We start from the raw sequence: 26,437 nt of genomic DNA on the forward strand, positions 1-26,437 counted from the left end.
TGGGGCGGGCCGCGCCCTCAGCGCTTGGCGGGCTGCGGGGCGGCAGGTGCGGCCGCCGCGGGCTGGGTTTTCTTGGGCTGGGTCTTCCAGTACACCTCGGACTTCACGTAGCCACTGGTGCCCACGCCCTGCTGGAAGGCCTTGTCGATGTCCTCGATGGTGCGGTAGCCGGGAATGTTGACCAGCCCTGCGCCTTGCAGTGGCGCGGGCAGCCGGGGCAGCACGTCGGTTTCGGCGGCAAAGCAGGCCACGCGCTCGGTGCCAGGGCGGCTCGCGTCCATGATGAAGGCCGGGTTGGGCACCAGCCAGTCGGGCAGTCGCAGCGCCTGGTTCGCCGCCACCAGCGAATGCGGCGTGACCTGGTTGGGCGTGAGTCGCATGACGTTGCCCGAGGGGTCGGCAAAGTAGCAGTACATGTGTGAGGTGCGCGACACGGTGGCCGACACGAACACCTGCTCGCCGACTTCGAAAGTGGGTTCCATGCCCGGAGGCAGCGCATTCTCGATCTGCATGTCGATGCGCCGTGGCGGGGGCGTGGTGGAGGTGAGCACGAGGCCCGAGGTGCGCACGGGCGTGGAATCCCCTTTGTTCTCGGCCATGCTGCCGGTGGGGCCCGACGGGCCCCAGCCCACCCGTTGCAGGGAGCCATCGGGTGCCAACGTCACGAAGTGGCGCATCGCGCGCTCGTAGGTGGAGAAGTCCAGCACGCCGGTGGGCACCAGCAGGCTGTCGATCTGGAACTGCGTGAGCGCGGTGCGCAGCGCGGGCGAGTCCAGCGCCAGCAGGTCGGTGCCCGCCTGCAGGTAGCCCTGGGCGATCAGCGAGTTCTGCACCAGCGTGGCCTGGCCTACGCCGCCGCTTTCGTCGAACCAGTCGCGCATCTGGCGCTGAAAGTCGGGATGCGTTTGTTCCAGCGTCAGGCACTGCCAGTAGGGCACGCGTGCCCACTTGCCCACCAGCTCGATGGTGGCCAGGTCAATCAGCGTGCGCATGGCGCCGCCGGCGCCCAGCGCGTAGTCGCGCCCCACGTTGAAGTTGACGCCGTAGCTGCCGATGCGCCCGGCCACGTCCAGGCCCTGGCTGCCGCTGCCGATGACCACCTCATTGGCCGAGTCCAGTCCGGGAATCAGCGTGCGCGTGCGAAAGTCCCCCAGGTGCATCTCCAGGCCGATCACGGTGGCCGAGCGGTTGCGGCTGTAGCCTGTGTCCAGGCGGCTGGCGGAGGTGCCGGCGTCGAAGCGGTTGGTGGCCACGTTCTGGTCCACGAACGCAATGGCACCCGACACGTACAGCGCGGGGCGCTGCAGTTGCATGAGGTTGTTGTTGAGCAAGATGGTGGTGAGGTTCTGCACCGTATCCTGGCGCACGATGTCCACCTCATAGTCCACGTAGCGGAAGGCGTTGGACAGCCGCGACATCTGCGACAGAGAGGTGATGATCATGTCCTTGGCAGCAACGGGCACGCGGCTGGAATAATCGATGACCTGCTTGCTGGTGATGAGCGTGGTGGGCACCTGCGCGGCGCGCAGCATGTGGTCCATGCACATCAGCGAATCCGAGAAGCTGGAGACCGAGCGCGTCGGGCGCACGACGGGGCGGTCCGTCGTATAAGCCGCCTGCTGCAGCGATGCGTCCTTGCGGGGGTCCAGCGGCGTTGTGCAGGCACTGAGCAGTAGAGCGCCCGCCAGCATCAGCCAGGCAGCGCCACGGCGTGGGGCGCCGTTGCGGCCAGGACCGCGGGGAAGTGTGGTTGCGGTGTTCATGGCAAAGCCCTCTCGTCTTCGCGTTATCCAACCCTCTGGCGCGGCCGAGCAGGCGCGCGGCGCATGCCCGGCCGCGCCCGCACGCTGGTGGCCGTCACCAGCAGATATTGACCAGATCCCCTCGCAGCACCACCACCTGGTCGGCGCCGGGCTTGCCGGTGCCACCCGAGGCCGCGGTGCCGAAGTTGCTGCCCACGGATTGCGAGCACACGACCTTGGAGCCTTGCGTGTTCACCGCGTTGACGACGTCCTTTTCGGTCACGATGCCCGTGGTGTCGCCAGAGAACGCCTTGGCCACGTAACGGGTCAGGCGCGCCTGCTGCCAGGCGGGCAGGCCGGTGTCGTGGTTGATGTAGCCGGAGCGCGGCGCAGAAGGCAACGGCTGCATCTGCACATTGACCTTCTTGTCCAGCACCACCGGGTCTTCTCCCGGCGCGGCCCAGGCGGGTGCCGCGGCGCAGAGGGCCAGGGCTGCCGTGGCGGGCGCCAGGAAGCGTGTTGCGCGACTGAGCATGGCGAATCTCCTCAAGCAACCTGCACAAAAAGCGCCAGGCCTACAGTAGGCCCGGCGCTCGCGGACTCACCAGTTGGGGCGATAGCAGTTGCCGCCGGGGCAGGGATCCTCGGCGCAAGCGTCATTGGAGGAGATGTTCTGCACCGCGAACGAGTGCGAGCCCTTGGCCTGGTTGACTGCGCTGCCACCGATGAAATTGGCCGTCTGGGTAGAAGCTGCCGCTACCACCACATGCCCGTAGTTGGAGGCGACGTTCTGGGTGGCATGCGCATCGCTGCCATCGGCCAGGTTGCTCAGCACGGCACCCAGGCTGTTCACCGTCTGGGTGGAGGCAGCGCGGATTTCCACCTTGCCGTTGTTGCTGGCGAGGTTCTGGCGGGCAAGGGCGTCTTCACCCTTGGCTTCGTTGGTCACGGCACCCAGGCCCAAATTGGCGGTCTGTGTAGACGAGCCCCCAGCAAAGACCTGCACGGGGCCGGCGTTGGAGGCAATGTTTTGCAATGCCTCGTTGCGTGCGCCGGACGTATTGGAGATGGCGGTGCCAACCGAGTTGGTCATTTGCACGGACGGCCCATTCAGGGTGATGGTGCTGGGCGGTTGCACTGCCATGGCAGCAGTCGCGACGGCACTCAACGCAAAAAATGCAAGAACTTTCATGACTGTCTCTCCTATAACGTGTCAAAAAGACCGCGCCCTCCGGTGGCTTGGGTTATGACCGGTGTCACGGCTACATCGACAAGAAGAAAGACCGCACCCGACCCGAGGAGGAATGCCGGAGGCCGCCCGTCTTTTTGTCTGGCTCCAGTTTCCGCAGGGGGGCCTCCGGCATCCATCTCCCATCGCGGGTAGCCGAAGAAGGGGGCGTCTCTGACAGCACTGGAAATGCGTGCGTCAGAGAGGAAAGAGGGCCAAGAGAGGCGCTGAAAAGGTCCGGCGCGGCGGTGTTTCCCAGGTAGTGTCATTCGGTAACAACCGAATCGCTGCGGATGGGATGTGTTTATTGCCAGTGGAGGTCAGACCGGGCGGGACTGCAAAAACGGCTGGCAAAGCCTGCATATTCTTTCGAAGGGAAAATTTCCCATTAATGCGTTTGAATGAGATTTATCCCTTATCTGTGTTAGTTTCAAAATGTGAGTCAGGTAACTCACGAAGAAATTACGAATATCTCCGGATGTTTCGGTGTAATTTGTTTTCCTGTGAGGAAAGCACCCAAAGCGTTGGGATGATCTTTCCGTGGTTACGGTGTGCAAACGCTGAGGGGCCGCCAACAGGCGCCCCCGTCTGGAGACTTCTTTATGCTGCCCGTCAACGATCCTCCTGGTGCAATGGCCGCTCCGCGGGGGACGTCTGTCACCCCAGGCCAATTCGCCATGCACCAGAATCCGCCCTCCATCTGGCCGGACTTTCTGGCGGGGCAACTGGAAAAGCCCGTGCGCGTTTTGCTGGTGGATGACGATGCGCACATGCGGCGCGTCATCGCGCAAGAGCTGATGAGCGACCAGCGTACGCTGCTGGTAGCGCAGGCCACCAGCGTGCGCGAGGGCCGCAAGGCCATCAAGCAGCATGAGTTCGATGTGATGCTCGTGGACCTGAACCTCGGTGATGGCGAGGGCTTCATGCTGATCGACTACATGAAGTCGGTGCGCCCCACGGCCGAGGCCATCGTCATCTCCATCATGCAGAACGATGAGCAGGTGCTGCACGCCTTTGAACTGGGTGCCACGGGCTATCTCGTCAAGAACTCATGGTTCGGCAGCTATCCCCAGGCGGTACTGCAGGTAGCCAACGGCGGTGCTTCCATCACCCCCAACCTTGCGCGTCGCCTGCTGCAGCGGTTTGACCCGAGCGGCGCCGCGGCCCCGCACGCCCAGCGGCGCGTGGAGCAGGAAACCGAGCGCCTGTCCCAGCGCGAGAAAGAAGTGCTGCGCATGGTGGCCAGCGGTTACACCAGCGCCGAGATCGGCAACCGGCTGTTCATCAGCAGCCTGACCGTGAACACGCACATCAAGAACATCTACCGCAAGCTGCAGGTGCGCACGCGGGCGCAGGCCGTGCGCTTCGCGTCACTGCGCGGGCTGTTCTGAAAGAAGAGCCGCCTGGGCGCACAAACGTCCGTCGCACCTGCCGCAGGGATGAGGGAGATTTCCATGTTTCGCACCCGTCCGCCGGCCTTTGCAATCGCCTGCGTTGCTGTCTGGTTGCTTGCCATGTCCGTCGATACCCTGCTGCTGGTCTCTGCGGAGCAACTGAGTCTGCAGGCGCAGTTGCGCTGGAAGCTGCTGGGCCTGGGGCCCTGGTAGTGCTGGGCATCTTGCTGATCGTGCAGTTGCCGCGCGCACTGCAGTGGCGCCCACGGCGCAGCATCCGGCCCAGCCCTGATGTGAAGCGCGAGCGCGAACGCATTGCACGCAACCTGCACGACCAGGTGGGGTCCCAGCTCGTCAACGCCATCGCCCTGGTGGACGAGCGGGACCCCGAACACGGGACGCTGATGCAGTCGCTGGAGTTGTGCCTGCTCGACCTGCGCCTCTTGGTGGATTCGATGGACGGCGAGGACGATTCCCTGGCGGACCGGCTCGCGCGGCTGCGCCACCGCATCCAGCCTGCGCTGGACCGGCGCGGCATCGCGCTGCACTGGGAGATTGCGCCACACGATGAACTGGCCCTGCCAGAAGGCAAGGTGGCGCGGGAGATAGCCGCCATCGTCCAGGAAGCCGTGAGCAATGTGCTGCAGCATGCGGACGCCACGGCGCTCGTGATCCGCCTGCACTCCGTGCAAACGCTGCAGGGCAGGGCGTGGCAGTTGCAGGTGGCGGACAACGGCGCAGGGCTGCCGAGCGGCGAGCCCGCGTGCCACAGTCTGGGACGCGGCATTGACAGCATGCGCTCGCGTGCGGCGGCGGTGGCGGGCTGGCTGGAGCTGCTGCCGCAAGAAGGCCGTGGTCTGTGTGTGCAACTCACGGTTCCGGCCGTGCAGTGAACACGACCAGTGCGTGCCACCCAGGCCGCACACCAAGAAAACTATTAAAACAATAGCTGCTAGCGCTTTATTGGAGCGCCTTGCAGGCTGCTTTAACGTTGAGCGCGCGAGGCGGGCTTGGCCGGCGCAGATGCCGGTGCCGCGCCGGCCTTGGCCAAAAGTGCAGCGCAGTGCGCGTCGTCCTCGGCGGCGGGCACGGTAATCGGCAGCAGTGCCAGCGCCGCGGGCGCCGTAAGGGCGGCGGCCACCGCCGCCCCCGCGCGCAGCAGCAGCGGCCCGGGTTCTACCCCCACCTGCGGATCAGCGAAGGTGCCGCGCACATACAACGGCGTGCGCAGTGAGAAGAATTTCCACTTCAGCGAATCGGGCGTGATGCGCAGGTTGAGCAGTTCGTCGCCGAGGTCCACCGTGCCCTTGGCTTCGACGATGGCCTCCTCGGTGTTGAGCTTGACGGTGCGCGTGCTGGCCACGCCACCTTGTACGTCCAGGTTGGCCACGGCGCAGCGCAGCTTGACCTCCTTGTCGTCGCCGAACAGTTTGGAGACGATGACGCTTCCCAGGTTGAGCGCCGCCAGATCCAGCAATTCCTTGCTCAGCGTGCCGTCGCGGATGTACAGCCGCACTTCGCCCCCGCTGGTGGCCAGCATGCGCGCCACCGACTGCCCCTGGCCGGTCAGCGCCAGAGCGCCGTCCAGCCGCCCCAGGCTCTTTTGCATGCGCTCCACCTTGGGAAAGAGGGCCGACAGCTGCAGGCCCTGGACCGAGCCCTGCAACTGCACCTGCAGCGGATCGGTGCGGCTGTCCAGCAGCACGTTGGAGTCGATGCGGCCGTGGGCCACGCCAAAGCGCAGCGGTGTCAGGCGCAGCTGGCGGTCTTCCAGCACCGCGCGCACGCTCAGGTTGTCCAGTGGCAGGCTGTCGGGGCGCACCACCTTCTGCCCGGCAAATGCCAGGTCCAGGTCCATGGCGCCCCAGCGGTCGGTGGCGAAGCGGGCATCGGGCAGCACCTTGCCGGGGCGGCGCGAGGTGCCTTTCTCCTGTGCGCGCACGCCGCTGGGCGCGCCCAGGACCGGGCCCAGATCCGCCAGGCGCAGTTGCTTGGACGTCATATGGCCCTGCAGCTTGGGACGGGGCTCGCCGCCTGTGTAGGTCAGGCTGCCGTGCAGGTCGCTGCTGCCCACGGTGCCGTTGAAGTCGCGGTATTCCCACACCGCTTTGGCCGGTGCCAGGTTGCCGAGCAGGCGCCCCTCGACCTGGAACGGCGGCGTGTTGGGCAGCACCAGGCCGGTCAGTTCATACAGGTCCGCCATGCTGGGCGCCTTCACGAACACCTGCAGATCCATGCCCGAAAGCGCGGCGGGATTGTTGAGCACGCCTTCCACCCGTGTCTGCACGCTGCCCGAGCGCGCGGAAAAGCGCAGCGGATACCGCGCGGCCTGCTGGCGCAGCGACAGCACCGGTCCTGCCAGTCCTTCTCCGGTGATGCGCGCCTTGCGGTAGGTGCCCTGCAGCGCGATCTTCATGCCGTACTTGCCTTCGGCCTGCGGTGCACCAGTGGGCAGGGTGTCGATGCGGGCGCGCAGCGCCAAATCCTTCAGGCCGTCGGCATAGCCCAACCAGCCGTCGCGCACGACGAGCTGGTTCAAGCGCAGATCCCAAGGGTTGTCCTCGGCAGTGCTCTCTCGGGCATGGGAGCGTGTGAAGGTCCAGTTGTTGCGCCCGTCCTGCCGGCGCGCCAGCACGATGTCGGGCGCAGTCAGTACGACCGTGTCGAGCAGCAGCGTGCGGGACAGCAGCGGCAGCAGGCGCAATGTGGCGCTGGCGCTGGCGATGGTGCCCATGCCCGTGAGTGGGCGTGCCGGAGCATTCGCTTGGGTATCCCCCACCTTCAGCGCGACGGCGCGCGCGGCGTCGGCCGCCGCCGAACCCACGGACGCGGGCGCTGCCGCAGCCGTGGGTGCGTCGGCATCACCTGCGGGCGCAGCTGGCTCGGGGCGCGGGGGAAGGGCGGGCAGTTGGTCCGTGCCTTTGCCCGGTGCTTCCGGCACCTCAAAGCCCTCCGGATTGCTCAGGGAGAGCTGCTGGGCACGCACGGTCACACCGGGTACCCAACGGCGCCAGCCTTCTTCCAGCGGTTGGGGCCAGTGCCACTCCGCCGACAGATCGCCATCAATGGAGAAGGTGCGCCCCGTGGCCTCGCTCACCTTGTCGTTCACCCAGGGTTTGGCGCGGTTCCAGTCCCAATTCACCAGCACCACGATGAACAGCGCCAGGCCCGCCACCACTGCGCCTAACGTGCCCAGCGTCCAGCGCAGCACGCGCTGGCGCGTGGAACGGCGGGGGAGGGAGGCGGCGGTGGGCGTGTTCTCAGGGGGCATGGCAAAGGCGCCGCAAGCTGGCCAAACGGGTGTGCCTTGCCTCAGGGCGCGGAGTGGTGTTTGAAGCCATGCTAGTGCGAACATCCTCGCGCTGGGCCGTGCGTACGGCGATTGCCGGGCTTGTCCTACAGCCCACCCATAGGACGCCGCCGGGGCGTGCATGCGCCTTTGGCCTACGTTGAACCACAGCTGTTGCTTCAAGAATGGTGCCATTGCATTCACTTACACCAAGGCGCCCCTCATGCAAACGACCGACGCACTCACCCAGGAAACGATCTTCGGCGTGGCCGACAGCGTGACCTATTCCGGCATGCTGTGCCTGGCGCCGGATGGCCGCCGCTACTTTTACGCCCATGCCCAGGTGGATGGACGCACGCTGCCCCTACCGCATGACCACTGGACCTCGCGCGATGCCGCGGTGCGCGGCCTGGCGGCCATCGCATCGGGCGAGAGCAAGCCCGCGGTCGCATGACACCGGAGCCCACCGCGATGGATGCAACGCCTGCGCTGCCCCAGGTCCTGGAAGAGGGTTATCGCGGCTTCCTGATCCGCATTCCTATTCCTGAGGCCACGCCTGCCGCTGCCGGCACGCCGGTCCAGGTCAGCGTGGCGGCCATCTCGCAACACGCGATAGCCCATATGGACGCCATACGGTGGGCGCCCGTGGAAGGATCGGAGGGAGACCTGCACACACTCGCACGGATCAAGCAAGCCATCGACGAGGCGTTGGACGGCGTGGATCGCGCGTCGTGATCGTCGGTTTGCAACCCAAGACAAAATAGCCTCTAGCGCTTTACCATCAAGCGCTAATAGCTATCAAAACAATAGTATTGTTGCATGGAGCGGGAGCCTGGGGCCCCTACAATCGCGGCCCCATGCACAACAGCCACGATCCCCGGGTCCTGCCCATGCGCGACGGCGTCAACCCCAGTTGCGTGGTTCTGCCCTCGGCGGGGCAGGGGCTTCTGGTGGACTTCCTCGCACAGCGCCTGCCCGCCGTGTCGCGCGAGGACTGGCTGCGCCGCCTGCGCGCGAACGAAGTGGTGGACGAGTTCGGCACGGCCGCCACGGAGTGCAGCCCGTTCACGCCGGGCGTACGCTACTACTACTACCGCGAACTGCCGCCCGAGCCCGAGTTGCCGTTCTACGAAACCGTGCTCTACCAGGATGCGCACATCCTTGTGGCCGACAAACCCCACTTCCTGCCCGTGGTGCCCGCGGGCCGCTATCTTCAGCAAACCCTGCTGGTGCGCTTGAAGCGCCGGCTGGGCCTGAGCGAGTTGTCCCCCGTGCACCGCATCGACCGCGACACGGCGGGCCTGGTGCTGTTTTCCGTGCAGCGGGCAACGCGCGGCACCTACCAGGCCCTCTTTCGCGACAGACGGGTGCACAAGGTCTATGAGGCCGTTGCACCGTGGCGTGCCGACCTGCCGCTGCCGTGCATCCATGAAAGCCGGCTGGAGGAAAGCGGCCATTTTTTTCGCATGCACGAGGTGCCCGGCACGCCCAACGCGCGCACGCACATCGACGTGTTGGAGGTTGCGTCACCCTGGGCGCGCTACCGCCTGGAGCCCATCACCGGAAAGCGCCACCAGTTGCGCGTGCACATGGCCGCGCTGGGCCTGCCGCTGCGCGGCGATGCGTTCTACCCGGAGGTGAACGACCCGCCGGAAGGGGACTATTCCAACCCGCTGCAACTGCTGGCGCGCACGCTTGCCTTTACCGATCCCCTCAGCGGAGAGGCGCGGCGGTTTGACAGTCGGCTGAAACTGCGCCCGCTGACGGATTAGTGTGTGGAAAAGTGGGGGAGGGGAGAGCAGCCGGAAGGCCGCGTTGCAGCACGCCTTGCCGGAATGCTGGAGCGGGTGATGGGAACATCACGCCGCACTCAAATCATTGATTGATAACGGGTTTATTCCGTTGGCGCTACGGAATCAGGCCAGATTATGTACCGGACGTACCGCGTCGGCAACCAGATCCTATCCGCATTTGTCTGCTGACATTCACGGTCAGTCATCAACGCGCGCTCCATGCAGACGTGTTTCATTCTATCGTTTGATGTATAAGATCAACGAAATCAAGGAACATCTTTGGGGCAATGGAAAGATCCTCACATGCCCAGCGCGCTCTTGCCCTGCTCCACAAGCAGGGCTTCCTGCGCACCCGCGACTTGGACACCATCGGCGCGCCGCGGGTGGTGCTGACACGTCTGTCCACTTCCGGGCAGTTGGAGCGTGTCGGGCGCGGCCTCTACCGTTTGCCAGGCAACCCCATCTCCGAGAAGGAGGACCTCGCCTCGATTGCAGTCAAGGTTCCCAAAGCCGTGTTCTGCTTGCTGACGGCACTCCAGTTCCACGAACTGACCACGCAACTGCCTCGCCAGGTTTGGATTGCCATGCCTCGTGGCAGCCACACCCCACGTATCGAGCACCCACCGATCAAGATGGTGCAGATGGCGGGTGATGCCTATGCCTTGGGCATTGATGAGCACGAACGCGATGGCGCCAGACTGCGGATCTACAGTGCCGCAAAAACCGTGGCGGACTGCTTCAAGCACCGCAACCAGATCGGCCTGGACGTGGCCATTGAGGCGCTGAAGGCTGCCTGGAAGACACGCAAGGCTTCAGCCGATGACCTATGGCGCCATGCCAAGGTCTGCCGGGTCGCAAATGTAATGCGTCCCTACCTGGAGGCGGTTTCGCATGAGTGACCACGCCGCCTTGATTCGCGCTTTCCGGGCAAGCCGATCCGTGCATTCGGATCGAGACGTCGTTGTCAGCGAACGGCTCGAATAAGGCAGCCCATCATGGCACTCGACCACCTCACACTCACCACATACCGCGATCGGCATCCTGCATGGCGATTGCTGGCCTCGCCACATGCGCCATTGGTAGCAAGCTTCCTGTACCGGGTGTTCGTTGCACCGAACGTGCGGCTGACGAGCGAAGCGGATCTGGCCGAAATGCTGGAAGACGAGCTGTTTGCGCTGCGCGAACAACTCGGTGTCGAGGTGTATCCGAAAACCGCAACCGAATATCTGAATGACTGGTGCGCGCCGGACAAGGGCTGGCTGCGCAAGTTCTACAAACCCGGCACCGACGAGGCCCAGTTCGATCTCACCCCTGCCACGGAAAAGGCCATCGCCTGGCTAGTGTGGTGTCTCAAAAATAGATAGAACTATTTTGACCGGTGTTGGTCGAATCAGCTTCCTTATAGGAGACTACGCTGATGGCCCACCCTGGACGCCCCGCCACGAAGCTGCAGATCACCGATGCCGAGCGCGCAGAGCTGCATGCGCGACTGCGCGTACGCAAAGCGCCCGAGGACGAGAAGCTGCGCATGCGAATCGTGCTGGGCTGCGCAGATGGGGAGTCGGGCACCATGATTGCCCAACGCTTGGGCACGACGGTGCAAACTGTCTCCAAGTGGCGGCGGCGCTACCGGGCGTATCGTCTGGCGGGTTTGACCGATGCCCCGCGCGCTGGCCGCCCGCGCAGTGTGGGCGACGAGCAGGTTCAGCTCATTGTGGACAAGGTTCGCCAGAGCAAGCCTGACAACGCCACGCACTGGAGCGTGCGCCAGATGAGTCGGCACGCTGGCGTATCGCCCGCGACGGTGCAGCGCATCTGGCATGCCTTTGGGCTGAAGCCGCACCTGCAAGAAACCTTCAAGCTATCGACGGATCCCCATTTCGTGGACAAGGTACGGGATGTGGTGGGGCTGTATATGGCACCACCCGATCGCGCCTTGGTGCTGTGCGTGGACGAGAAGAGCCAGATCCAGGCTCTGGATCGCACCCAACCAGGGTTACCACTGACGTTTGGCAAACCCAGCACGCGCACGCACGATTACAAGCGCCATGGCACAACGTCGCTGTTTGCAGCGCTGGATGTGGCCACTGGCAAAGTCATAGGACAGCTCAAGCGCCGTCACCGCAGTGTGGAATTCCTGCAGTTCCTCAAAGCCATCGATGCAGCGGTGCCTGGCGAACAAGACATCCACCTGATCATGGACAACTACGGCACGCACAAGACGCAGGCAGTGCGGGCCTGGCTAGCAGCCCATCCTCGCTACCACGTTCACTTCACGCCCACCTCAGCGTCCTGGCTCAATCTGGTCGAGCGTTTCTTTAGCCAGATCAGCGAGCAGTGGATCAAGCGCAGCGCCCACACCAGCGTTGCTCAGCTGGAGCAATCCATACGGGAATACATTGATCGTCACAACGAGGATCCCAAGCCGTTCGTGTGGCATAAAAGTGCGGACACCATCTTGGCATCTGTGGCGCGGGCAGCGAGTACCATTATTTGATGATTACTTTTGAGACACCACACTAGTGTCGCTGACCGAACGGCCTTTCGTCGGTACCGAATCGCGCCTGCTGACCTTGTTTGCGCTGCTGGAGCAGATCAGCACCGGAAGCGAGGCTGATCCAGCCAGGCGCCTGGAGGAACTGCGTCGCAAGCGGAACGAGATCGATGCCGAGATCGGCCGCGTCCTGTCCGGTGATGTACCGCTCATGGATGACACGGGCATCAAGGATCGTTTTCTGCAGTTCCAGCAGTTGGCGCGCGAGCTATTGAGCGATTTCCGCCAGGTGGAACACAACTTCCGCCAGCTCGACCGCAGCGTCCGCGAGAAGATCGCGTTGTGGGACGGCAGCAAGGGGGCTTTACTCGACGAAGTCATGGGCGAGCGCGACGCCATCGGGGATTCCGACCAGGGGCGCAGCTTCCGTGCATTCTGGGATTTCCTGATGTCCAGCCGTCGCCAGGAAGAACTGTCCACACGGCTCGACCAGATCCTCGACCTGCCCGCCGTGGCTGCGCTCAAGCCGGAGCCGCGCACCCGCCGGGTGCACCACGATTGGCTGGAAGCGGGCGAACATACCCAACGCATGGTGGCGCAGTTGTCGCAACAACTGCGCCGCTTCCTGGATGACCGGGCCTTCCAGGAAAACCGTCGCATCCTCGAACTGTTGCGCAACATCGAGACCAAGGCGCTGGCCTTGCGCGACATGCCACCGACCGGCGAAGTGATGCTCCTCGACGAGATGGGCGCGGACATCGCCTTGCCGCAGGAACGCCCCCTGTTTGCGCTCCATGCCAAGCCACGCCTAGCGGAACTGATACTTGAATCCGGCGAAGACGACGACATCGACACCACACGCCTGTTCGACCAGCACGTGGTGGACAAGACCCGCCTGCGTGAGGCCCTGCGGCAGGCATTGCGCCAGCAGTCGCAGATCAGCTTGCGCGCGCTGCTGGAGACGCAGCCGCTGCAACAGGGATTGGCCGAACTGGTCACCTGGCTGGAACTGGCCCACGCAGGCAGCCGCGGGCTGGATGGCCTCAGAGCCACGGTGGATGACGATGTGCAGGAGATCATCGAATGGGCCGTGCAGGACGCGCCTGGCTCAACGGTACGACGGCGGGCGCGAATGCCCCGCGTGATTTTTACGCGTTGAATGCAAGCTGCGACGGATAGAGCGGAGACCCATGAACGATATGCACCAGGATGATCCAGAAGGCGGCATTGAGTCGCGCCCGCCCGTTGTAGCGGAACTCTCGCAACTGATGGTGCATTTGCTCAAGGGCGTGTTGTACCGTCAGGACGACGAGCGCCTATGGGCCAGCCTGTTGAGCCTGCAAGCGCGGGTGCGGGAGCAGGCGGCGGTGTTGTTGCTGGATCTGGTACTGGACGAAGCCGAGGGGTACGCCTTCTTCAAAAGCCAGCCGGAGCCGGAGCATGCTGACGCCACACCTCGTCCGCCACGCCTGATCGCGCGACGGCCGCTGTCCTACCCGGTCAGCCTGATGCTGGCCTTGCTGCGCAAGCGCATGGCCGAAGCCGACGCCAGCGGCGGCGATACCCGGCTGGTGCTGTCACGCGAGGAGATCGCCGAATTGATGCGCGTATTCCTGCCGGACGGCACCAACGAGGCGCGCCTTATCGACCAAGTGGATTCGACCATCACCAAGGTGGTGGAACTGGGTTATCTGCGCAAGCTCAAGCCCGCTGCCGGCGCAGCTCAGCAGGCACCTCGCTACGAGGTGGGGCGCATCCTCAAGGCGTTCGTCGATGCACAGTGGCTGGCCGACTTCGATGCGCGCCTGGAGGGCTATCGCACCGCATTGTCACGTACCGATCGCGACAAGGATGCCGGCCGATGAACAATTTTTCGCCACAGGAGCTCGATTTCGTGGCCGACGACAGCCGCGTCGGCTTTCGCCTGCAGCGGCTGGAAGTTCTGAACTGGGGCACATTCGACCGGCGCGTCTGGCGCTATGAACTCGATGGGCGTAACGGCCTGCTCACTGGCGACATCGGTTCGGGCAAATCCACCCTGGTCGATGCCGTCACCACGCTGCTGGTGCCAGCGCAACGCATCGCCTACAACAAGGCCGCGGGCGCCGAGACGCGTGAGCGATCACTGCGGTCCTACGTGCTGGGCCATTACAAGAGCGAGCGCGTTGAGACCACCGGCAGCGCCCGCCCGGTGGCGTTACGCGACACCACCAGCTACAGCGTGATTCTGGGTGTCTTCCGTAACGAAGGCTACGGCCAGGCGATCACACTGGCGCAAGTATTCTGGTTTCGCGAACCACAGGGCCAGCCCGCGCGCTTGTTCGTGACTGTAGAGCGGGAACTGTCCATCACCGAGCACTTTTCCGGATTCGGCAGCGACATCAACGGCCTGCGCAAGAAGTTACGCGCGATGGGCTGCGAACTGAACGACAGCTTCCCGCCCTACGGCGCCTGGTTCCGCCGCCGCTTCGGCATCGAGCACGAGCAGGCGCTGGAACTGTTCCATCAGACGGTTTCCATGAAATCGGTTGGCAATCTGACCGATTTCGTGCGCAGCCACATGCTCGAACCGTTCGACGTGGGGGGGCGCATCGAGGCACTGCTCGGCCACTTCGATGACCTCGACCGCGCCCACCAGTCGGTACTCAAGGCAAAGCGCCAGATCGAGTTGTTGACTCCGCTGGTGGAGGATGGCCGTCGCCACGGGCAAATAGCCGCCGAGATCCAGGCATTGCGCGAAGGACGCGATGCACTACGCCCGTACTTCGCCGGCTTGAAGGCAGCACTGCTGGAGAGGCGCCTGGAATTGTTGACCCAGGATGCGACCCGCTGGGATGCCCGCATCAAGCAACTGGGAGAGCAACGAGACAACGCCCGAATCGAGCAGGGGAAGCTCGAAGGCGCACTGCGCGAGAACGGCGGCGACCGACTGCAACAACTCGCTGTCGCCATTCAGCAGCAGGAGGCAGAGAAACAGCAACGGCAGGAGAAAGCGGACGCCTACACCACGCTATTGACGCGCATTGGAGAAGCAGCGCCGGGAGACGAAGCTGCTTTCATGACACAAAGATCCACCATCGGAGAACACGCCGAAGCGCTGCGCACAAGCATTGCGGACCACGATACGCAGATCAATGAAGACGGATATGCGCTGCGGCGGGGTCAGGAAGAACACAAAGCGCTCAGCGACGAGATCGACAGCCTTGCGCGTCGAAAAAGCAATATCGATGCGGCCCAGGTACGCATCCGCGCCGCATTGTGCGCCGCCTTGTCCATCGCCGAGGAAGACCTGCCCTTTGCCGGTGAACTGATCCAGGTGCGTGAGGACGAGCGCGACTGGGAGGGCGCGGCCGAACGCCTGCTGCATGGCTTCGGCCTGTCCCTGCTGGTGCCGGATGCGCACTACAAGGACGTGGCCGATTGGGTGGAACGCCAGCACCTGGGCACGCGGCTGGTGTACTTCCACGTTCGTGCGCGCAAGCCCACCCAGGCCATCAGCCTGCATCCCCAATCGCTGGTGCGCAAGCTGCTCATCAAGCCCGACACGCCGCACTACGACTGGCTGGAACGCGAACTGCACCACCGCTTCGACCTGGCCTGTTGCGACAGCACGGAGCAGTTCCGCCGCGAGACCCGCGCCATCACGCGCGCTGGACAGATCAAGGACCCGAGCGGACGCCACGAAAAGGACGACCGCCGCCGCATCGACGACCGCAGTCGCTACGTGCTGGGCTGGAGCAACGCCGACAAGCTGCGCACCTTGCGTGACGAACGCGAGGGCCTGGAGCAGCGACTGGGCGACATTGGTCTGCGCATTGCCAACACACAGCGATTGCGCGGGCAATGCCAGGCGCAACTGGAGGCCTTGGCCAAACTCGAAGTCTTCACCCGCTACAGCGAGATCGACTGGCAGGCACCGGCGCGCGAGATTGCCCGGCTGACCGATGAACGCGACCGCCTCAAGGAGGCCTCCGATACCCTGCGGGAACTGGAAAGCCAATTGGCGCAGGTCGTTGAGCGCCTGAAGGAGATCGAAGGCGATCTTGGCGAGGCACAAGGCAAACGCGGAGAAACCCGCAGCAAGCACGAAACTGCCCAGGCACAGTATGCGCAGGCTCTCGAAATCCAAGCGCAAGCCGCACTCGACGATGTGTTGCTGCAATCTCTAGAAGGCTGGCGCGCCGAAGTCCTGGGCGACCACCAGCTCTCGGTGGAATCCTGCGACAACCGCGAACAGGACGTGCGCAACGGCTTGCAGGCGCGCATCGATGCCGAAGACAAGCGTCTCTCGCGCCTGACCGAACGCATCATCAACGCCATGCGCGGTTTCAAGGAGGCCTTCAAGGCAGAGACCGCCGAGATCGACATAAGCCTGGCCGCGCTGCCCGAGTTCGAGCGATTGATGAAGGATTTGCAGCACGACGACCTGCCGCGCTTCGAAGCGCGTTTCAAGGAGTTGCTCAACGTCAATACCATCAACGAGATCGCCAATTTCAACGCCCAGCTCGCGCGCGAGCGGGAAACGATCAAGGAGCGGGTCGATGTCATCAACCAATCCTTGCAGGTGATCGACTACAACCCCGGGCGCTACATCCGGCTGCTGGCGCAGCCCAGCCCCGATGCGGAGATCCGCGACTTCCTGCAGGATCTACGTGCCTGCACCGAAGGCGCGCTGAGCGGCTCGGAAGACGAACAGTATTCGGAGACCAAGTTCCTGCAGGTCAAGGCCATCATCGACCGCTTCCGGGGGCGTGAGGGCCTGGCCGAGATCGACCGGCGCTGGATGCAGAAGGTGACCGACGTGCGCAACGGCTTCCTGTTTTCCGCCAGCGAGCGCTGGCGCGAAGACGATGCCGAACATGAGCACTACTCCGACTCCGGCGGCAAATCCGGCGGGCAGAAGGAAAAGCTGGCCTATACCGTGCTGGCCGCCAGCCTGGCCTACCAGTTCGGCCTGGAATGGGGTGCGGTGCGCTCGCGCTCATTCCGTTTTGTCGTGATCGACGAAGCCTTCGGGCGCGGCTCGGACGAATCGGCCCAGTATGGGCTGGAACTGTTCCGCCAGCTCAACCTGCAACTGCTGATCATTACGCCGCTGCAAAAGATCCACATCATTGAGCCCTACGTGTCCAGCGTCGGCTTCGTGCACAACGAGGGCGGCCGTGAGTCGCGGCTGCGCAACCTGAGCATCGAAGAGTACCGGGCACAGAAGGCTGCTGCCACGGGAGGCGCTGTATGACATGGAGCCAGCCCGCCGACCTTCGTGCGCAGGTCGAGCGGCTGTGGCGGCGCGGCGAGTTGCTGCGTGCCGTGGTCGGCGACGGCACGCTGGGCTGGCCGTTGCGGCTGTCGCTAAAGTCGCCGTCCACCGCCGACCTCAGCAACCGTTTCGATGCCGTGCGCGGCTGGGTGCGCGACATCAGCGCCACGCCATGCGTGCGCATTGAATGGCGCGAGTGGACGCACCGGGTGCAGGGCCGGCAGCGCCTGCCGGACACGCTCTGGATCGATACGCTGGAAGACGCGCTGGCGATGATCGGCAAGACAGGCGATGCCCACCGGTTCCAGGCGCTCTGGCAGCACACTGCCGAAGCGCAACCCGCCCTGCTGCCGTGGCTGCACAGATCGCCGCTGCAGACCTTGGCGCTGGCCGAACACTGGCCACGCCTGCTGGCCGTGGTGGCCTGGGTGCAAGCCCATCCGCGCCCCGGCGTCTATCTTCGGCAGGTCGACGCGCCGGGCGTGGACAGCAAGTTTATCGAAGCCCATCGCGGTACGCTGGCTCAGTGGCTGGATCTGGCTTTGCCGCCGGAAGCCATCGACCACGCTGCGGCCGGGATGGCGGGGTTTGCCCGTCGCTACGGCTTTCTCGGCAAGCCCGTCCGCATCCGCCTGCGCTTGCTCGATCCGCAACTGCCCCAGCTTCCCGGCTGCACGGGACTGACCGACATCACCCTGGATGAGGACAGCTTCGCCACGCTCACCTTGCCTGCGCAGCGTGTTTTCATCACCGAAAACGAGGTGAACTTCCTGGCATTCCCACCGGTCTCCAGTGCCATCGTCGTGTTCGGTGCCGGCTATGGCTGGGGAGCGCTCGCCCGAGCCAACTGGCTGCATCGCGCCTCTCTGCACTATTGGGGAGACATCGATACCCATGGCTTTGCCATTCTGGACAGCCTGCGAAAGTATTTCCCGCTAGCCGCTTCGTTCCTCATGGACCGCTCTACCCTGATGGCCCACGCACCTCAATGGGGTGAGGAGCCCCTCGACAAACGCCATACGCTGCCCTTGTCCCGACTGATCGATGAGGAAGCCGCTCTCTACGACGACTTGCGTAATGACCGAATCCGGCCACAGCTGCGGCTGGAACAGGAACGCATCGGCTATCGCTCGCTATGCGCGGCGTTGGCGACAACAGTTCAAGATGATTCTCGGCCGTAGCGGTATGTCCTGCCGATGTCGTCAGGGCGTGGTCGATTCGACGAACGCCGGCTCGAAATCCAGCAGGTCGGTGCCGCGCATGCCCAATCCCCGGGCCAATGCACGCCAGCCCGCCACGGCCTGGGCCACTTCGCTCCAGATCGCCTGCGCTTGCGCAGCATCCAGCCGGAAATACGACGCGGCGGCCATCAGCATGTCATGGCTGTCGATGACGCCAGTATCCTCGGTCAACCACGTCTTGCTCTCCCGGCGGTCGCCCGGCATCGGGTTCAGGTCGAAGGCCGGCGACAGGCGCCAGCCGCGCTGGCGTGCGTCGTACAGGAATCCTGTGTTGCGCAGGTGGTCGTCGGTGTTGCAGATCAGGAAGTTGAAGACCAGCCGCCGCCACAGCTCATGGATGTCGGCGATCGGATCGGCGCCCGACTGGAGCAGCACATCCACCAGTTCGGTGTAGGCATGCGTCGCATCGCGGCCATCGGACTGGAGCATCGTCGCAGCCGACACGTAAGGGATGCGGCCTCCATCGTCGGTGCGATCGAAACGCCGGATGATGGCGACCGCCTTGCCGCCGATCATTTCCACGCGGGCCGGCGCCGCGCGAATGCCGGCCCTGGCCGCCAGTTGCATGGCCAGCACTTCGCCGCGGATCACGTCGCGCCGGTCCGCCTGACTGGGAAACTTGCCCACCGCCAGCCGGCCGTCGTTATCCCGCACCGTGGATTTGGGCCTGGCGCCGCCCAGCGACGTGCCTTGCCCGAGCAGGTAACGCAGGTCCTGCGCGCTCTCCGTGCCGTCCTCCAGGGCGCGCGTCGCCTGCAGCACCTTGTCCAGTTCCACCAGTGGCGGCACATGCCGGTGGGGTCCGCCGGCGCGCAGGTAGACGCCGGCCTGCGGATCGAACAAACGCAGCGCGCCGACACGCGCCTCGTCGTCCACCCACATCACGAAGTCCACGGGGTCCAATGCGGGCGTATCGCGGTCTTCCTGCCGCAGCCTGGCATGGGCGCGCCGGATCACGCGCTCGCCCCAGGCGTCGGGCGCGGTGTCCTCCAGCGCGAGGAAGAACACCTGCCGGGGATGCTGCACGCCGGCCACCGGCTGGAGATCGGGCGACAGCGTGAAGAAACGGGCATCCCGCAGCCAGCCTTCGTCGTAGCTGAACGCGCTGCGCCGGCCGCTGCCAAGATGCAGGCGCCCCACGACCAAGCCACTCGCCCCCAGGTGGACTTCGAGATCCGAACGTCGCGTGGGCCGAGGCGTTGCCATCAGAAGCCCTCCAGGTCATCGGCAGGCGCGGGCGCATCGCCTTTGTCGACGACGGGCGCTGCCTGCCGCTTCCTGCCGGCAGAGGTGCGTACCCGCTGCGGCAGTTGCTCCCGCACCAGTTCCATGCCGAGCGCATCGTTCTCCAGGGTCATCGCCTGGGCCAGGTCATCGAGCCGGCCCAGCACATGCAGCGCGCGGAGGAAGGTGTGCAGCGCGGTGCCGGGATAGCCATCTTCCATGCGCCTGACGGTGCTCAGGGACGTGCCGATGCGCTGAGCAAGGTCTTCCTGGCTCAGGCGGCGCATGCGCCGCGCCGCCGAGATGTCCTGCCCCAGGCGGCGCAGCGCACGCGCGACGGGCTGCGGCATCGCCACCAGCGCACCAGAGCGCTTTTGCTCGGAAGAAGACATCTCTAGGGCCTCAAATATGAGTTTATTTTCCAAGTAAACGTTCATATTTGAATGCAAAAATGGAAGGCAGTCAACCCAACAATGCCTGCCCCTTGCAGTTCTGGTGACCGCGCCGCGCCATTGCTAGCGGTCCTGTTCGTGAGAGGTATCACCGGGCTACCAACTCCCGATGAAATCCGGCAGGTGATCTCACCTCGTCACCGCTCGATTGTTCGCAGGAGCCACCAAACGGCTCCTGCGCACGAGTGAGAGAAGCGGGGCGTCATGCTTTGTCGATCTGGAGGCAGACCTCTCGCGTCTTGCCCGAAACCTCGCCGCACCCCGTTGAGGCGGCATCGCCACACCTGTTTCCGCCCGCACTGCGTCTGCTGATAGACCGTCGCTGTCTTGCACGCCGGTAACGCCCAGGCTCGAATGCAAGAAGACCGAATCCGTCTTTCGCCACGATGGCGTCTGTAGCAAAACCTCGTTATCGAGCCATCCTGCCATGGGCAGTCAACCCATTGAAGCATACCGCCACGCAGAGGCTCGGTACTGGTGGACAAGCGCCATATCGACAGGCGGCTGCTCTGGTGAACATCCGTCATTCCGGCCTTTCCCACAAGCCAAGCCGCCACCGTCTCGCGCCGTGAAGGCGCGTCCCGGCAGCGATTCCAATCAACGAGGGAAACAGATGTCCTGAATCCGGGTACCAGCAGGGAGCAGCCATGCGAAAGCCACCTTCATCCGGCCCCCAAGCCAAGGTCTTCTACCGTCCGATCGAGGCGGCCATCCAGTGGGCGGGGCTGTCGCGTTTCGAGCGCCGCATCCTCGATGTCGCCAAGGGGATGAACCGCTTGCCGGAGCACCCCGAACTGGCGCGCTGGCCACAGCTTCGCCTGAACGCGGAACGGATCTACGACGCACTGTTGCATCTCGACCTTCCCTACGGCAAGGATGGCATCACGAGCAACGACCCCGCCTTGCTCGATGACCCCGGCCTCACGATCCGCCACGTCGATCTGAAGGCCTGGATGATCCGCTTCTATCCCGACCAGCGACCGGCCTTCCTGTTCGATGCCTTCGAGCGTCACCTGCATCCGGCCGTCAGTGTCGAAGCCGTGCAGGCACTGGTCATGGATCGCGAGGCGCTCAAGCTCCAGCTTGCCGACAGGGTGCAAGCCTGGGATGCGCTCTATGCCCAGTTCCAGACGCTCAGCCAGGAGCACCAGGCGCGCACGGAGCGCGAGAAGCGGTCCGGGATGCCGGGCGCCCGCAGTGAGTCCACCTACCTGAACATCGTTGGCGGTCTTCTGACCCTGCTGCTGGGCAAGTCGCCCAATGGCGTTCCCTATTCGTCCTTCGAGACGCTGGAATCGGTCATCAGTGCGCTGGTTGCCCACTACGGCGACAAGTCTGGGATCAGCGAGCGAACGCTGTGGGCGAAGTTCTCGGCAGCCAAGCGTCATCTCGCCACCCAGGACCGCTGACTGCAAGTGCAGACGGCGCGCCTGCACTTGCGGTGACTGCGCGGGAACCGCGCTATTGAATACGAGGCACTTCCATCACCGCCGCTACACAGCGCCAAGGAGTGTCCCTCGTGACTGCCCAGACCATCGCCACCGCGACGCCGAACGAACACCGCATCCTGCGCCGCGCGGAAGTCGAGGCCAAGACCGGCTTCAAACGCGCCCACATCTACAACCTGATCAAGGTGGGCAAGTTTCCCAAGCCCCTGCGCCTCGGGGTACGCGCCATCGGCTGGGATTCGGTGGAGATCGATCAGTGGATCACCGATCGACTCAGGGAACGGGCGTGAGCCCGCGCTGCGCCGGAATCCCTTCCACGAGGAGTCGCGCCATGCAGGTGGTATCCATCATTTCGACCAAGGGTGGCGTCGGCAAGACGACCACCGCGGCGAACCTGGGCGGCTTCATCGCCGATGCGGGACTGCGCGTGCTGCTGCTGGACCTGGACGTACAACCCACCTTGTCGAGCTACTTCACGCTCGGCACGCATGCGCCTGCCGGCATCTACGAGATGCTGGCCTTCAACGAGCAGCGTATCGAGCAATTGGCTTCGCAGACCGCTGTGGCGGGTCTCGACCTGGTGGTGTCGAATGACCACCGCGGCGAACTGAACACACTGCTGCTGCACGCACCCGACGGTCGGCTACGCCTGCGTCACCTGCTTCCCGCGCTGGCGTCGCACTATGACCTGCTGCTGATCGATACCCAGGGAGCGCGCAGTGTGCTGCTGGAGATGGCGGTACTGGCCTCCAGCCTGGCGCTGTCACCGGTGACGCCGGAAATCCTGGCGGCGCGCGAGCTGAGGCGCGGCACGCTGCAACTGATCGAGGACATCGCTCCGTATCGGCACTTCGGCATCGAGCCACCGCCACTGCGCTTGCTCATCAACCGTGTGCATCCGGTTTCGTCGAACGCCCGACTGATCCAGCAGGCCCTGCGACAAGTGTTCCAGGCGCACGCTGGCATACAGGTCCTGAACACCGACGTCCCGGCCATCGAAGCCTACCCACGTGCCGCAACACGGGGACTGCCAGTGCATCGCGTCGAGTACCGGCAGCCGGTGGGCCGCACTGCACCTGCGGCGTTGGAGACGATGCGTGCGCTGGCTGGCGAGCTGTTCCCGGCATGGCGGGAGCGCTTTGCGTGCGTTACCGGCAGAGGCCGCGCAGGGGGAGCCAGTCATGGCGAACGCGCATGAACTGGCCCGCGGCCATGCGCGACTGCGTGCGCTGATCGAGTTCGCGCTGGGCGAAGGTTGGCACGTGAAACGCACGCGCGGCGGGCACCTGATGTTCACCAAGCCCGGCTGCGCCGCGATCTATACCAGCTCGACTGCGAGCGATCACCGCGCTAGTCGAAACGCACGCGCGCAGCTTCGCCGCGCCGATCGACAGGCACTGACGGCATCTCGGGAGAGCAGCGATGGCTGATCCGACGCCGCAGGACATGGCCGCCAAGCTGCTGGCCAAGGGCTTCGAACGCAACGGTCCTTCGGCCGCGGCGTTGACCGACCCCATCGCCGACACACCGATGGTGGTGACGCTGGACGAGCTGCGTCCCTATGAACATGACCCACGCGTGACGCGCAACCCGGCCTATGAGGAAATCAAAACCTCTATCCGCGAGCGCGGGCTGGACGCACCGCCCGCGATCACGCGCCGGCCGGGCGAGGCGCACTACATCATCAGGAACGGTGGTAATACGCGGCTCGCCATCCTGCGCGAATTGTGGAGCGAGACCAAGGAGGAACGCTTCTTCCGCATTGCGTGCCTGTTCCGCCCGTGGCCGGCGCGCGGCGAAATCGTGGCGCTGACCGGGCATCTGGCCGAGAACGAGCTGCGCGGCGGGCTGACCTTCATCGAGCGGGCCTTGGGCATCGAGAAGGCGCGCGAGTTCTACGAGCAGGAAAGCGGCCAGGCGCTGTCGCAGAGCGAACTCGCGCGGCGGCTGACTGCCGACGGCTATCCGGTGCCGCAGTCACACATCAGCCGCATGAACGATGCGGTGCGCTATCTGCTGCCGGCGATCCCGACGCTGTTGTACGGCGGATTGGGCCGGCATCAGGTGGACCGGCTCGCAGTGCTGCGCAAGGCGTGCGAGCGCACCTGGGAGCGGCGTGCGCTGGGCCGGCCGCTGACCGTGGACTTCGCTTCGCTGTTTCAGGATGTGCTGTCGCAGTTCGACACGCGGCCGGAGGGCTTCTCGCCCCAGCGCGTGCAGGACGAACTGGTGGGTCAGATGGCCGAGCTGCTGGAAGCGGACTACGACACGCTGGCATTGGAGGTCGATGACAGCGAAAGCCGTCAGCGAGCATTGACCAGCGAGCCGGCCGCGCCGAACCCGGCAACGCCTGTCGCACCTGCGGCGCCAGCCATCACGCCGCAACTGCCGCCCGCGGCGCCAACGCCACGGGACACCTCGCCCGTCGCGCCACCGGCAGAGACACCCTCGGCACCACCTGCCGCTGCACCAAACGCCCGGGACGGGCAGCGCGACGAGCGCCTGCAGGGGCACATCGTGACGCCGGCCCCGACCACCGAGCGCCTGCAGTCCATCCAGCGGATGGTCGCGGATCAGCTCGGCGACAAGCTACCCGACTTTGAGGCAGATGCGCTGCGTGCGATCCCGGTGCAGGTTGGCGGGCTCTTTCCCATCTCGGATGTCTGGTACATCGAGCCGGGCCTGGACGTGCCGGATCGCCTGCGCGTGCATATCGCGCAGTTCGCTCGCGAGATCGCGGGGGAAGCGGCGGTGGCCGACCACATCGAAGCCAGCGATGGCGGCATCGGCTTCGTCTGCGTGACGCCGGCCGTGGGCCAGGCGAAGGCGCTGCCGGCGTTCGCGCGTGCGATGCTGACCCTGCTGCACGCGCTGAGCACCGCGCCGGCACCCGCGACCGGGCTGGACAGCGCGCGGCTGGCCGATGACCTTGGGCCGCTGCTGCATGGTCACGGCGGCTTGGTCACGCGCCTGAGCGATGCCGGGCTGGTGAAGCTGTTCCGTCTGCTGCGCCTGGCGCGCCGGTTGCTGGACCTGCAAGCCGGCGAAGCGGGCCAGGCATCCTGAGCGCGCAGGAGGCTCCCGCATGTCGGCACCGCACCCGCTCAACCAGGCCGTGATCGCCCAGGCGCTGCATGACCTGCGCAACGGGCAGTTGCGCCGCTGCAAGGCGATGGGCTTCGGCGAGGAGGAGCTGGATGCGCTAAAGCACCCCGAACTCGTGAGCATGCTGGTGAATGCCACGGTGTCGTGGTGCTCGGTGTCGGTGAACCGGGAAGTGTTGAAGCGGCTGCTGAGCCAGGTGCACGACGTGGAGCGGGAGATCGCCACGGTGGACCGCATGCTGCGCCTGGGAGCGAGCACGGAGATGGTCAGCAAGTTCTACGGCCTCACGCATCAAGAAGTGGCGCTGCGCCGCGACATCCTCGGACTGCCCAAGCGCAAGGGCCGGCATCCGGTGCTCGACGAGGCGCAGGACGTGGCCCTGTGGGAACGCTGGAAGGCCGGCATCACGGAGCGGCACATCGCACTGAACGACGACATGGCGATGCTGGCGCTGACCATGGACCTGGCCGAGGCCATGACCCTGCCCATGTCGGTGATCTGGTCGGCGATACGGAACTGGGTCGACCAGGGGCTGGTGTAGGTCATGATGACGGGCGACGCTCCAAGGCGTGATGGCCCGGTTGCGCTGTCGGCGTTGTTCGACGAGGCACTGCGGCACCTTGAGCCGAAGGAACCGGCGCAGGGCATGGCGGCGAGCCAGGACGGCTTTCTCTACAGCGGCAACCGGCACGAGAGCGTGCCGCGCGCGCTGTTCCTCGACCGGCGCCTGACGCCGCTGGAGCGCAATGCCTGGCAGGTGTTCCGCCTGCAGCTCAACGACGACGGCGTGACCGCCTTTCCCACCTACGACCAACTCCGCCCCTATCTGGCGTCCATGCCCTGTGCGGCGCAAGCCTCGCACGAGACCGTGGCGCGCGCCTTGACGCTGCTGCGGCTGACGCGCTGGCTCAGCCTGGTGCGGCGGCGGCGCGATCCCAAGACCGGCCGCATCCAGGGGAACCTCTACGTGCTGCACGACGAACCGCTGTCGCCCTTCGAGGCGATGCAGCTCGACCCCGACTATCTGGGCCTGGTGAGCCAAGCGCTCGCGCACGCGGCGAAGGCGGTGCAGGTCGTGGGCATGAACACGCTGCGGGAGATCGCTGAAGACCCGCTGCTCAGCGGGCGCACACTGCCGACCCGCTTGCAGGTGCTCGCGCAGCGCATGGTGCGGCATGGCTGGACGACGCCAGGTTATCCACAGGAGGGTGCGGACCACGAATCCGAAGAAGGCCAGGAAGCCCTGCTTCGGAATGGCGCACGCCCGTCTTCGGAATCCGAAGCAGGGCCGAAACCCGCGCCGGACGGCTCTCTTCGGATTCCGAAGGAGGACCGTACAGTACGTAATGATCGTACAAATGAAGTACGTACAGTACCGCGCGCGAGGGCCTTGCAGAACCTGCGGCTGCCGGAGCGTTTCCTGCGCTTGAAGGACGAACAGCAGGCCGGCGCGCTGGTGGCGCTGCAGCAGGTGGACGAAGCGCAGCGGCAGGCCGTGCTCGACGAGTGGGAGGCACGCTGCCGCAACAGCGCTGTGCGCAATCCGGCCGGATATCTGTTCGGCATCATCCAGAAAGCACTGCGCGGGGAGTTCAAGGCCTGGGCCGGAGAAAGTGCATCGGCACCGCCAGCGCCCCCGCCACCTGCGCCATCGTCACCGCCGGCATCCCGTGCGGCCGACCCCGAGGTGGCACGTGCCTACCTGGCGCAGCTCCGAGAAGCCTTGCGTGATCGCTGATGTTGACTATCCCCAGGGGATAGCTGGAA

At 65.0% G+C, this 26,437-nt stretch carries 24 protein-coding genes and 2 pseudogenes; 20 read left to right on the plus strand and 6 right to left on the minus strand.

The genetic code is table 11. The annotated features are described in order from the left end of the window. Positions 1–17: 17 nt before the first annotated feature. The 3 genes from I3K84_RS01050 to I3K84_RS01060 form a co-directional block, all read right to left on the minus strand. Positions 18–1,763, minus strand: coding sequence for a DUF4384 domain-containing protein (locus tag I3K84_RS01050; RefSeq protein ID WP_103738925.1), 1,746 nt, complete (start codon positions 1,761–1,763; stop codon positions 18–20). 94 nt (positions 1,764–1,857) lie between these two features. Then, the gene (locus I3K84_RS01055) at positions 1,858–2,277 is read right to left on the minus strand and encodes a hypothetical protein (protein WP_011805218.1); all 420 of its coding nucleotides are present in this window, start codon (positions 2,275–2,277) and stop codon (positions 1,858–1,860) included. A gap of 66 nt (positions 2,278–2,343) precedes the next feature. Then, complete coding sequence (locus I3K84_RS01060) at positions 2,344–2,934, minus strand: hypothetical protein (RefSeq protein WP_196995336.1); 591 nt, start codon at positions 2,932–2,934, stop codon at positions 2,344–2,346. Between the two features lie 713 nt (positions 2,935–3,647). On the opposite strand from I3K84_RS01060, the gene I3K84_RS01065 reads away from it, so the two are divergent. The 3 genes from I3K84_RS01065 (at position 3,648) to I3K84_RS01070 (ending at position 5,257) form a co-directional block, all read left to right on the plus strand. Further along, a complete protein-coding gene (locus I3K84_RS01065) occupies positions 3,648–4,361 on the plus strand; it encodes a response regulator transcription factor (RefSeq protein WP_162844542.1) in 714 nt (237 codons plus the stop codon). A 63-nt stretch (positions 4,362–4,424) separates the two neighbouring features. Next, a complete protein-coding gene (locus I3K84_RS22160; protein WP_231403383.1) occupies positions 4,425–4,577 on the plus strand; it encodes a hypothetical protein in 153 nt (50 codons plus the stop codon). Next, complete coding sequence (locus I3K84_RS01070; RefSeq protein WP_231403384.1) at positions 4,577–5,257, plus strand: sensor histidine kinase; 681 nt, start codon at positions 4,577–4,579, stop codon at positions 5,255–5,257. The genes I3K84_RS22160 and I3K84_RS01070 overlap by 1 nt, the downstream gene beginning before the upstream one ends. Before the next feature lie 92 nt (positions 5,258–5,349). Here the strand turns inward: I3K84_RS01070 and I3K84_RS01075 are convergent, their stop codons facing one another. Beyond that, the gene (locus I3K84_RS01075; RefSeq protein WP_196995337.1) at positions 5,350–7,635 is read right to left on the minus strand and encodes an AsmA family protein; all 2,286 of its coding nucleotides are present in this window, start codon (positions 7,633–7,635) and stop codon (positions 5,350–5,352) included. Between the two features lie 241 nt (positions 7,636–7,876). Here I3K84_RS01075 and I3K84_RS01080 point away from each other — a divergent pair, with 241 nt between their 5' ends. The 10 genes and pseudogenes from I3K84_RS01080 to I3K84_RS01125 all read left to right on the plus strand — a co-directional run bounded on the left by I3K84_RS01080 (position 7,877) and on the right by I3K84_RS01125 (position 18,381). Beyond that, complete coding sequence (locus I3K84_RS01080) at positions 7,877–8,107, plus strand: hypothetical protein (RefSeq protein ID WP_041839010.1); 231 nt, start codon at positions 7,877–7,879, stop codon at positions 8,105–8,107. 17 nt (positions 8,108–8,124) lie between these two features. Next, the gene (locus I3K84_RS01085) at positions 8,125–8,388 is read left to right on the plus strand and encodes a hypothetical protein (protein WP_015913306.1); all 264 of its coding nucleotides are present in this window, start codon (positions 8,125–8,127) and stop codon (positions 8,386–8,388) included. 122 nt (positions 8,389–8,510) lie between these two features. Beyond that, complete coding sequence (locus I3K84_RS01090; protein WP_196995338.1) at positions 8,511–9,425, plus strand: pseudouridine synthase; 915 nt, start codon at positions 8,511–8,513, stop codon at positions 9,423–9,425. 308 nt (positions 9,426–9,733) lie between these two features. Then, entirely contained in the window at positions 9,734–10,345 is a 612-nt protein-coding gene (locus tag I3K84_RS01095; RefSeq protein WP_034038001.1) for a type IV toxin-antitoxin system AbiEi family antitoxin domain-containing protein, read from the plus strand. Between the two features lie 96 nt (positions 10,346–10,441). Then, positions 10,442–10,789 (plus strand): annotated as a pseudogene (locus I3K84_RS01100) (DUF3375 family protein); the annotation flags it as partial. A gap of 74 nt (positions 10,790–10,863) precedes the next feature. After that, complete coding sequence (locus tag I3K84_RS01105) at positions 10,864–11,943, plus strand: IS630 family transposase (RefSeq protein WP_005801445.1); 1,080 nt, start codon at positions 10,864–10,866, stop codon at positions 11,941–11,943. Positions 11,944–11,965: 22 nt separating this feature from the next. After that, positions 11,966–13,099, plus strand: a pseudogene (locus tag I3K84_RS01110) (DUF3375 domain-containing protein); the annotation flags it as partial. A 31-nt stretch (positions 13,100–13,130) separates the two neighbouring features. After that, the gene (locus I3K84_RS01115) at positions 13,131–13,805 is read left to right on the plus strand and encodes a DUF4194 domain-containing protein (RefSeq protein ID WP_034038005.1); all 675 of its coding nucleotides are present in this window, start codon (positions 13,131–13,133) and stop codon (positions 13,803–13,805) included. After that, positions 13,802–17,179, plus strand: coding sequence for an ATP-binding protein (locus tag I3K84_RS01120; protein WP_196995339.1), 3,378 nt, complete (start codon positions 13,802–13,804; stop codon positions 17,177–17,179). The genes I3K84_RS01115 and I3K84_RS01120 overlap by 4 nt, the downstream gene beginning before the upstream one ends. Next, on the plus strand, positions 17,176–18,381 hold the full coding sequence (locus tag I3K84_RS01125; protein ID WP_034038009.1) for a DUF3322 domain-containing protein: 1,206 nt from the start codon (positions 17,176–17,178) through the stop codon (positions 18,379–18,381). The genes I3K84_RS01120 and I3K84_RS01125 overlap by 4 nt, the downstream gene beginning before the upstream one ends. Before the next feature lie 21 nt (positions 18,382–18,402). On the opposite strand, the gene I3K84_RS01130 is transcribed toward I3K84_RS01125, so the two are convergent. Beyond that, positions 18,403–19,647, minus strand: a complete 1,245-nt coding sequence (locus I3K84_RS01130) for a type II toxin-antitoxin system HipA family toxin (RefSeq protein WP_196995340.1) — start codon at positions 19,645–19,647, stop codon at positions 18,403–18,405. Next, positions 19,647–20,057 carry a helix-turn-helix domain-containing protein gene (locus I3K84_RS01135; protein ID WP_196995341.1) on the minus strand — a complete coding sequence of 137 codons (411 nt, stop codon included), beginning with the start codon at positions 20,055–20,057 and terminating at the stop codon, positions 19,647–19,649. The genes I3K84_RS01130 and I3K84_RS01135 overlap by 1 nt, the downstream gene beginning before the upstream one ends. A 707-nt stretch (positions 20,058–20,764) precedes the next feature. Between I3K84_RS01135 and I3K84_RS01140 the strand changes: the two genes are divergently transcribed. The 7 genes from I3K84_RS01140 to I3K84_RS01170 all read left to right on the plus strand — a co-directional run bounded on the left by I3K84_RS01140 (position 20,765) and on the right by I3K84_RS01170 (position 26,408). Further along, a complete protein-coding gene (locus I3K84_RS01140; protein ID WP_041104368.1) occupies positions 20,765–21,526 on the plus strand; it encodes a hypothetical protein in 762 nt (253 codons plus the stop codon). Between the two features lie 110 nt (positions 21,527–21,636). Next, entirely contained in the window at positions 21,637–21,855 is a 219-nt protein-coding gene (locus I3K84_RS01145) for an AlpA family transcriptional regulator (RefSeq protein WP_041104370.1), read from the plus strand. 41 nt (positions 21,856–21,896) lie between these two features. Then, positions 21,897–22,763, plus strand: coding sequence for a ParA family protein (locus I3K84_RS01150; RefSeq protein WP_103739045.1), 867 nt, complete (start codon positions 21,897–21,899; stop codon positions 22,761–22,763). Beyond that, complete coding sequence (locus I3K84_RS01155; protein WP_009618214.1) at positions 22,747–22,995, plus strand: hypothetical protein; 249 nt, start codon at positions 22,747–22,749, stop codon at positions 22,993–22,995. The genes I3K84_RS01150 and I3K84_RS01155 overlap by 17 nt, the downstream gene beginning before the upstream one ends. After that, on the plus strand, positions 22,988–24,631 hold the full coding sequence (locus tag I3K84_RS01160) for a ParB family protein (RefSeq protein WP_103739046.1): 1,644 nt from the start codon (positions 22,988–22,990) through the stop codon (positions 24,629–24,631). Before I3K84_RS01155 ends, I3K84_RS01160 begins: the two co-directional genes overlap by 8 nt. Positions 24,632–24,650: 19 nt before the next feature. Further along, entirely contained in the window at positions 24,651–25,211 is a 561-nt protein-coding gene (locus I3K84_RS01165) for a DUF2857 domain-containing protein (protein ID WP_010792177.1), read from the plus strand. A gap of 3 nt (positions 25,212–25,214) precedes the next feature. After that, positions 25,215–26,408, plus strand: a complete 1,194-nt coding sequence (locus I3K84_RS01170) for an STY4528 family pathogenicity island replication protein (protein ID WP_034038045.1) — start codon at positions 25,215–25,217, stop codon at positions 26,406–26,408. The last annotated feature ends 29 nt before the right edge of the window (positions 26,409–26,437 follow it).

Source organism: Diaphorobacter sp. JS3051 (assembly GCF_015832135.1).
Lineage (GTDB): Bacteria > Pseudomonadota > Gammaproteobacteria > Burkholderiales > Burkholderiaceae_C > Diaphorobacter > Diaphorobacter nitroreducens.

Coding starts and splice junctions, on each gene's coding strand:
- I3K84_RS01050 (WP_103738925.1), bottom strand. CDS start 1,763: ATGAACACCGCAACCACACTTCCCCGCGGTCCTGGCCGCAACGGCGCC.
- I3K84_RS01055 (WP_011805218.1), bottom strand. CDS start 2,277: ATGCTCAGTCGCGCAACACGCTTCCTGGCGCCCGCCACGGCAGCCCTG.
- I3K84_RS01060 (WP_196995336.1), bottom strand. CDS start 2,934: ATGAAAGTTCTTGCATTTTTTGCGTTGAGTGCCGTCGCGACTGCTGCC.
- I3K84_RS01065 (WP_162844542.1), top strand. CDS start 3,648: ATGCACCAGAATCCGCCCTCCATCTGGCCGGACTTTCTGGCGGGGCAA.
- I3K84_RS22160 (WP_231403383.1), top strand. CDS start 4,425: ATGTTTCGCACCCGTCCGCCGGCCTTTGCAATCGCCTGCGTTGCTGTC.
- I3K84_RS01075 (WP_196995337.1), bottom strand. CDS start 7,635: ATGCCCCCTGAGAACACGCCCACCGCCGCCTCCCTCCCCCGCCGTTCC.
- I3K84_RS01080 (WP_041839010.1), top strand. CDS start 7,877: ATGCAAACGACCGACGCACTCACCCAGGAAACGATCTTCGGCGTGGCC.
- I3K84_RS01085 (WP_015913306.1), top strand. CDS start 8,125: ATGGATGCAACGCCTGCGCTGCCCCAGGTCCTGGAAGAGGGTTATCGC.
- I3K84_RS01090 (WP_196995338.1), top strand. CDS start 8,511: ATGCACAACAGCCACGATCCCCGGGTCCTGCCCATGCGCGACGGCGTC.
- I3K84_RS01095 (WP_034038001.1), top strand. CDS start 9,734: ATGGAAAGATCCTCACATGCCCAGCGCGCTCTTGCCCTGCTCCACAAG.
- I3K84_RS01105 (WP_005801445.1), top strand. CDS start 10,864: ATGGCCCACCCTGGACGCCCCGCCACGAAGCTGCAGATCACCGATGCC.
- I3K84_RS01115 (WP_034038005.1), top strand. CDS start 13,131: ATGAACGATATGCACCAGGATGATCCAGAAGGCGGCATTGAGTCGCGC.
- I3K84_RS01120 (WP_196995339.1), top strand. CDS start 13,802: ATGAACAATTTTTCGCCACAGGAGCTCGATTTCGTGGCCGACGACAGC.
- I3K84_RS01125 (WP_034038009.1), top strand. CDS start 17,176: ATGACATGGAGCCAGCCCGCCGACCTTCGTGCGCAGGTCGAGCGGCTG.
- I3K84_RS01130 (WP_196995340.1), bottom strand. CDS start 19,647: ATGGCAACGCCTCGGCCCACGCGACGTTCGGATCTCGAAGTCCACCTG.
- I3K84_RS01135 (WP_196995341.1), bottom strand. CDS start 20,057: ATGTCTTCTTCCGAGCAAAAGCGCTCTGGTGCGCTGGTGGCGATGCCG.
- I3K84_RS01140 (WP_041104368.1), top strand. CDS start 20,765: ATGCGAAAGCCACCTTCATCCGGCCCCCAAGCCAAGGTCTTCTACCGT.
- I3K84_RS01150 (WP_103739045.1), top strand. CDS start 21,897: ATGCAGGTGGTATCCATCATTTCGACCAAGGGTGGCGTCGGCAAGACG.
- I3K84_RS01155 (WP_009618214.1), top strand. CDS start 22,747: ATGGCGAACGCGCATGAACTGGCCCGCGGCCATGCGCGACTGCGTGCG.
- I3K84_RS01160 (WP_103739046.1), top strand. CDS start 22,988: ATGGCTGATCCGACGCCGCAGGACATGGCCGCCAAGCTGCTGGCCAAG.
- I3K84_RS01165 (WP_010792177.1), top strand. CDS start 24,651: ATGTCGGCACCGCACCCGCTCAACCAGGCCGTGATCGCCCAGGCGCTG.
- I3K84_RS01170 (WP_034038045.1), top strand. CDS start 25,215: ATGATGACGGGCGACGCTCCAAGGCGTGATGGCCCGGTTGCGCTGTCG.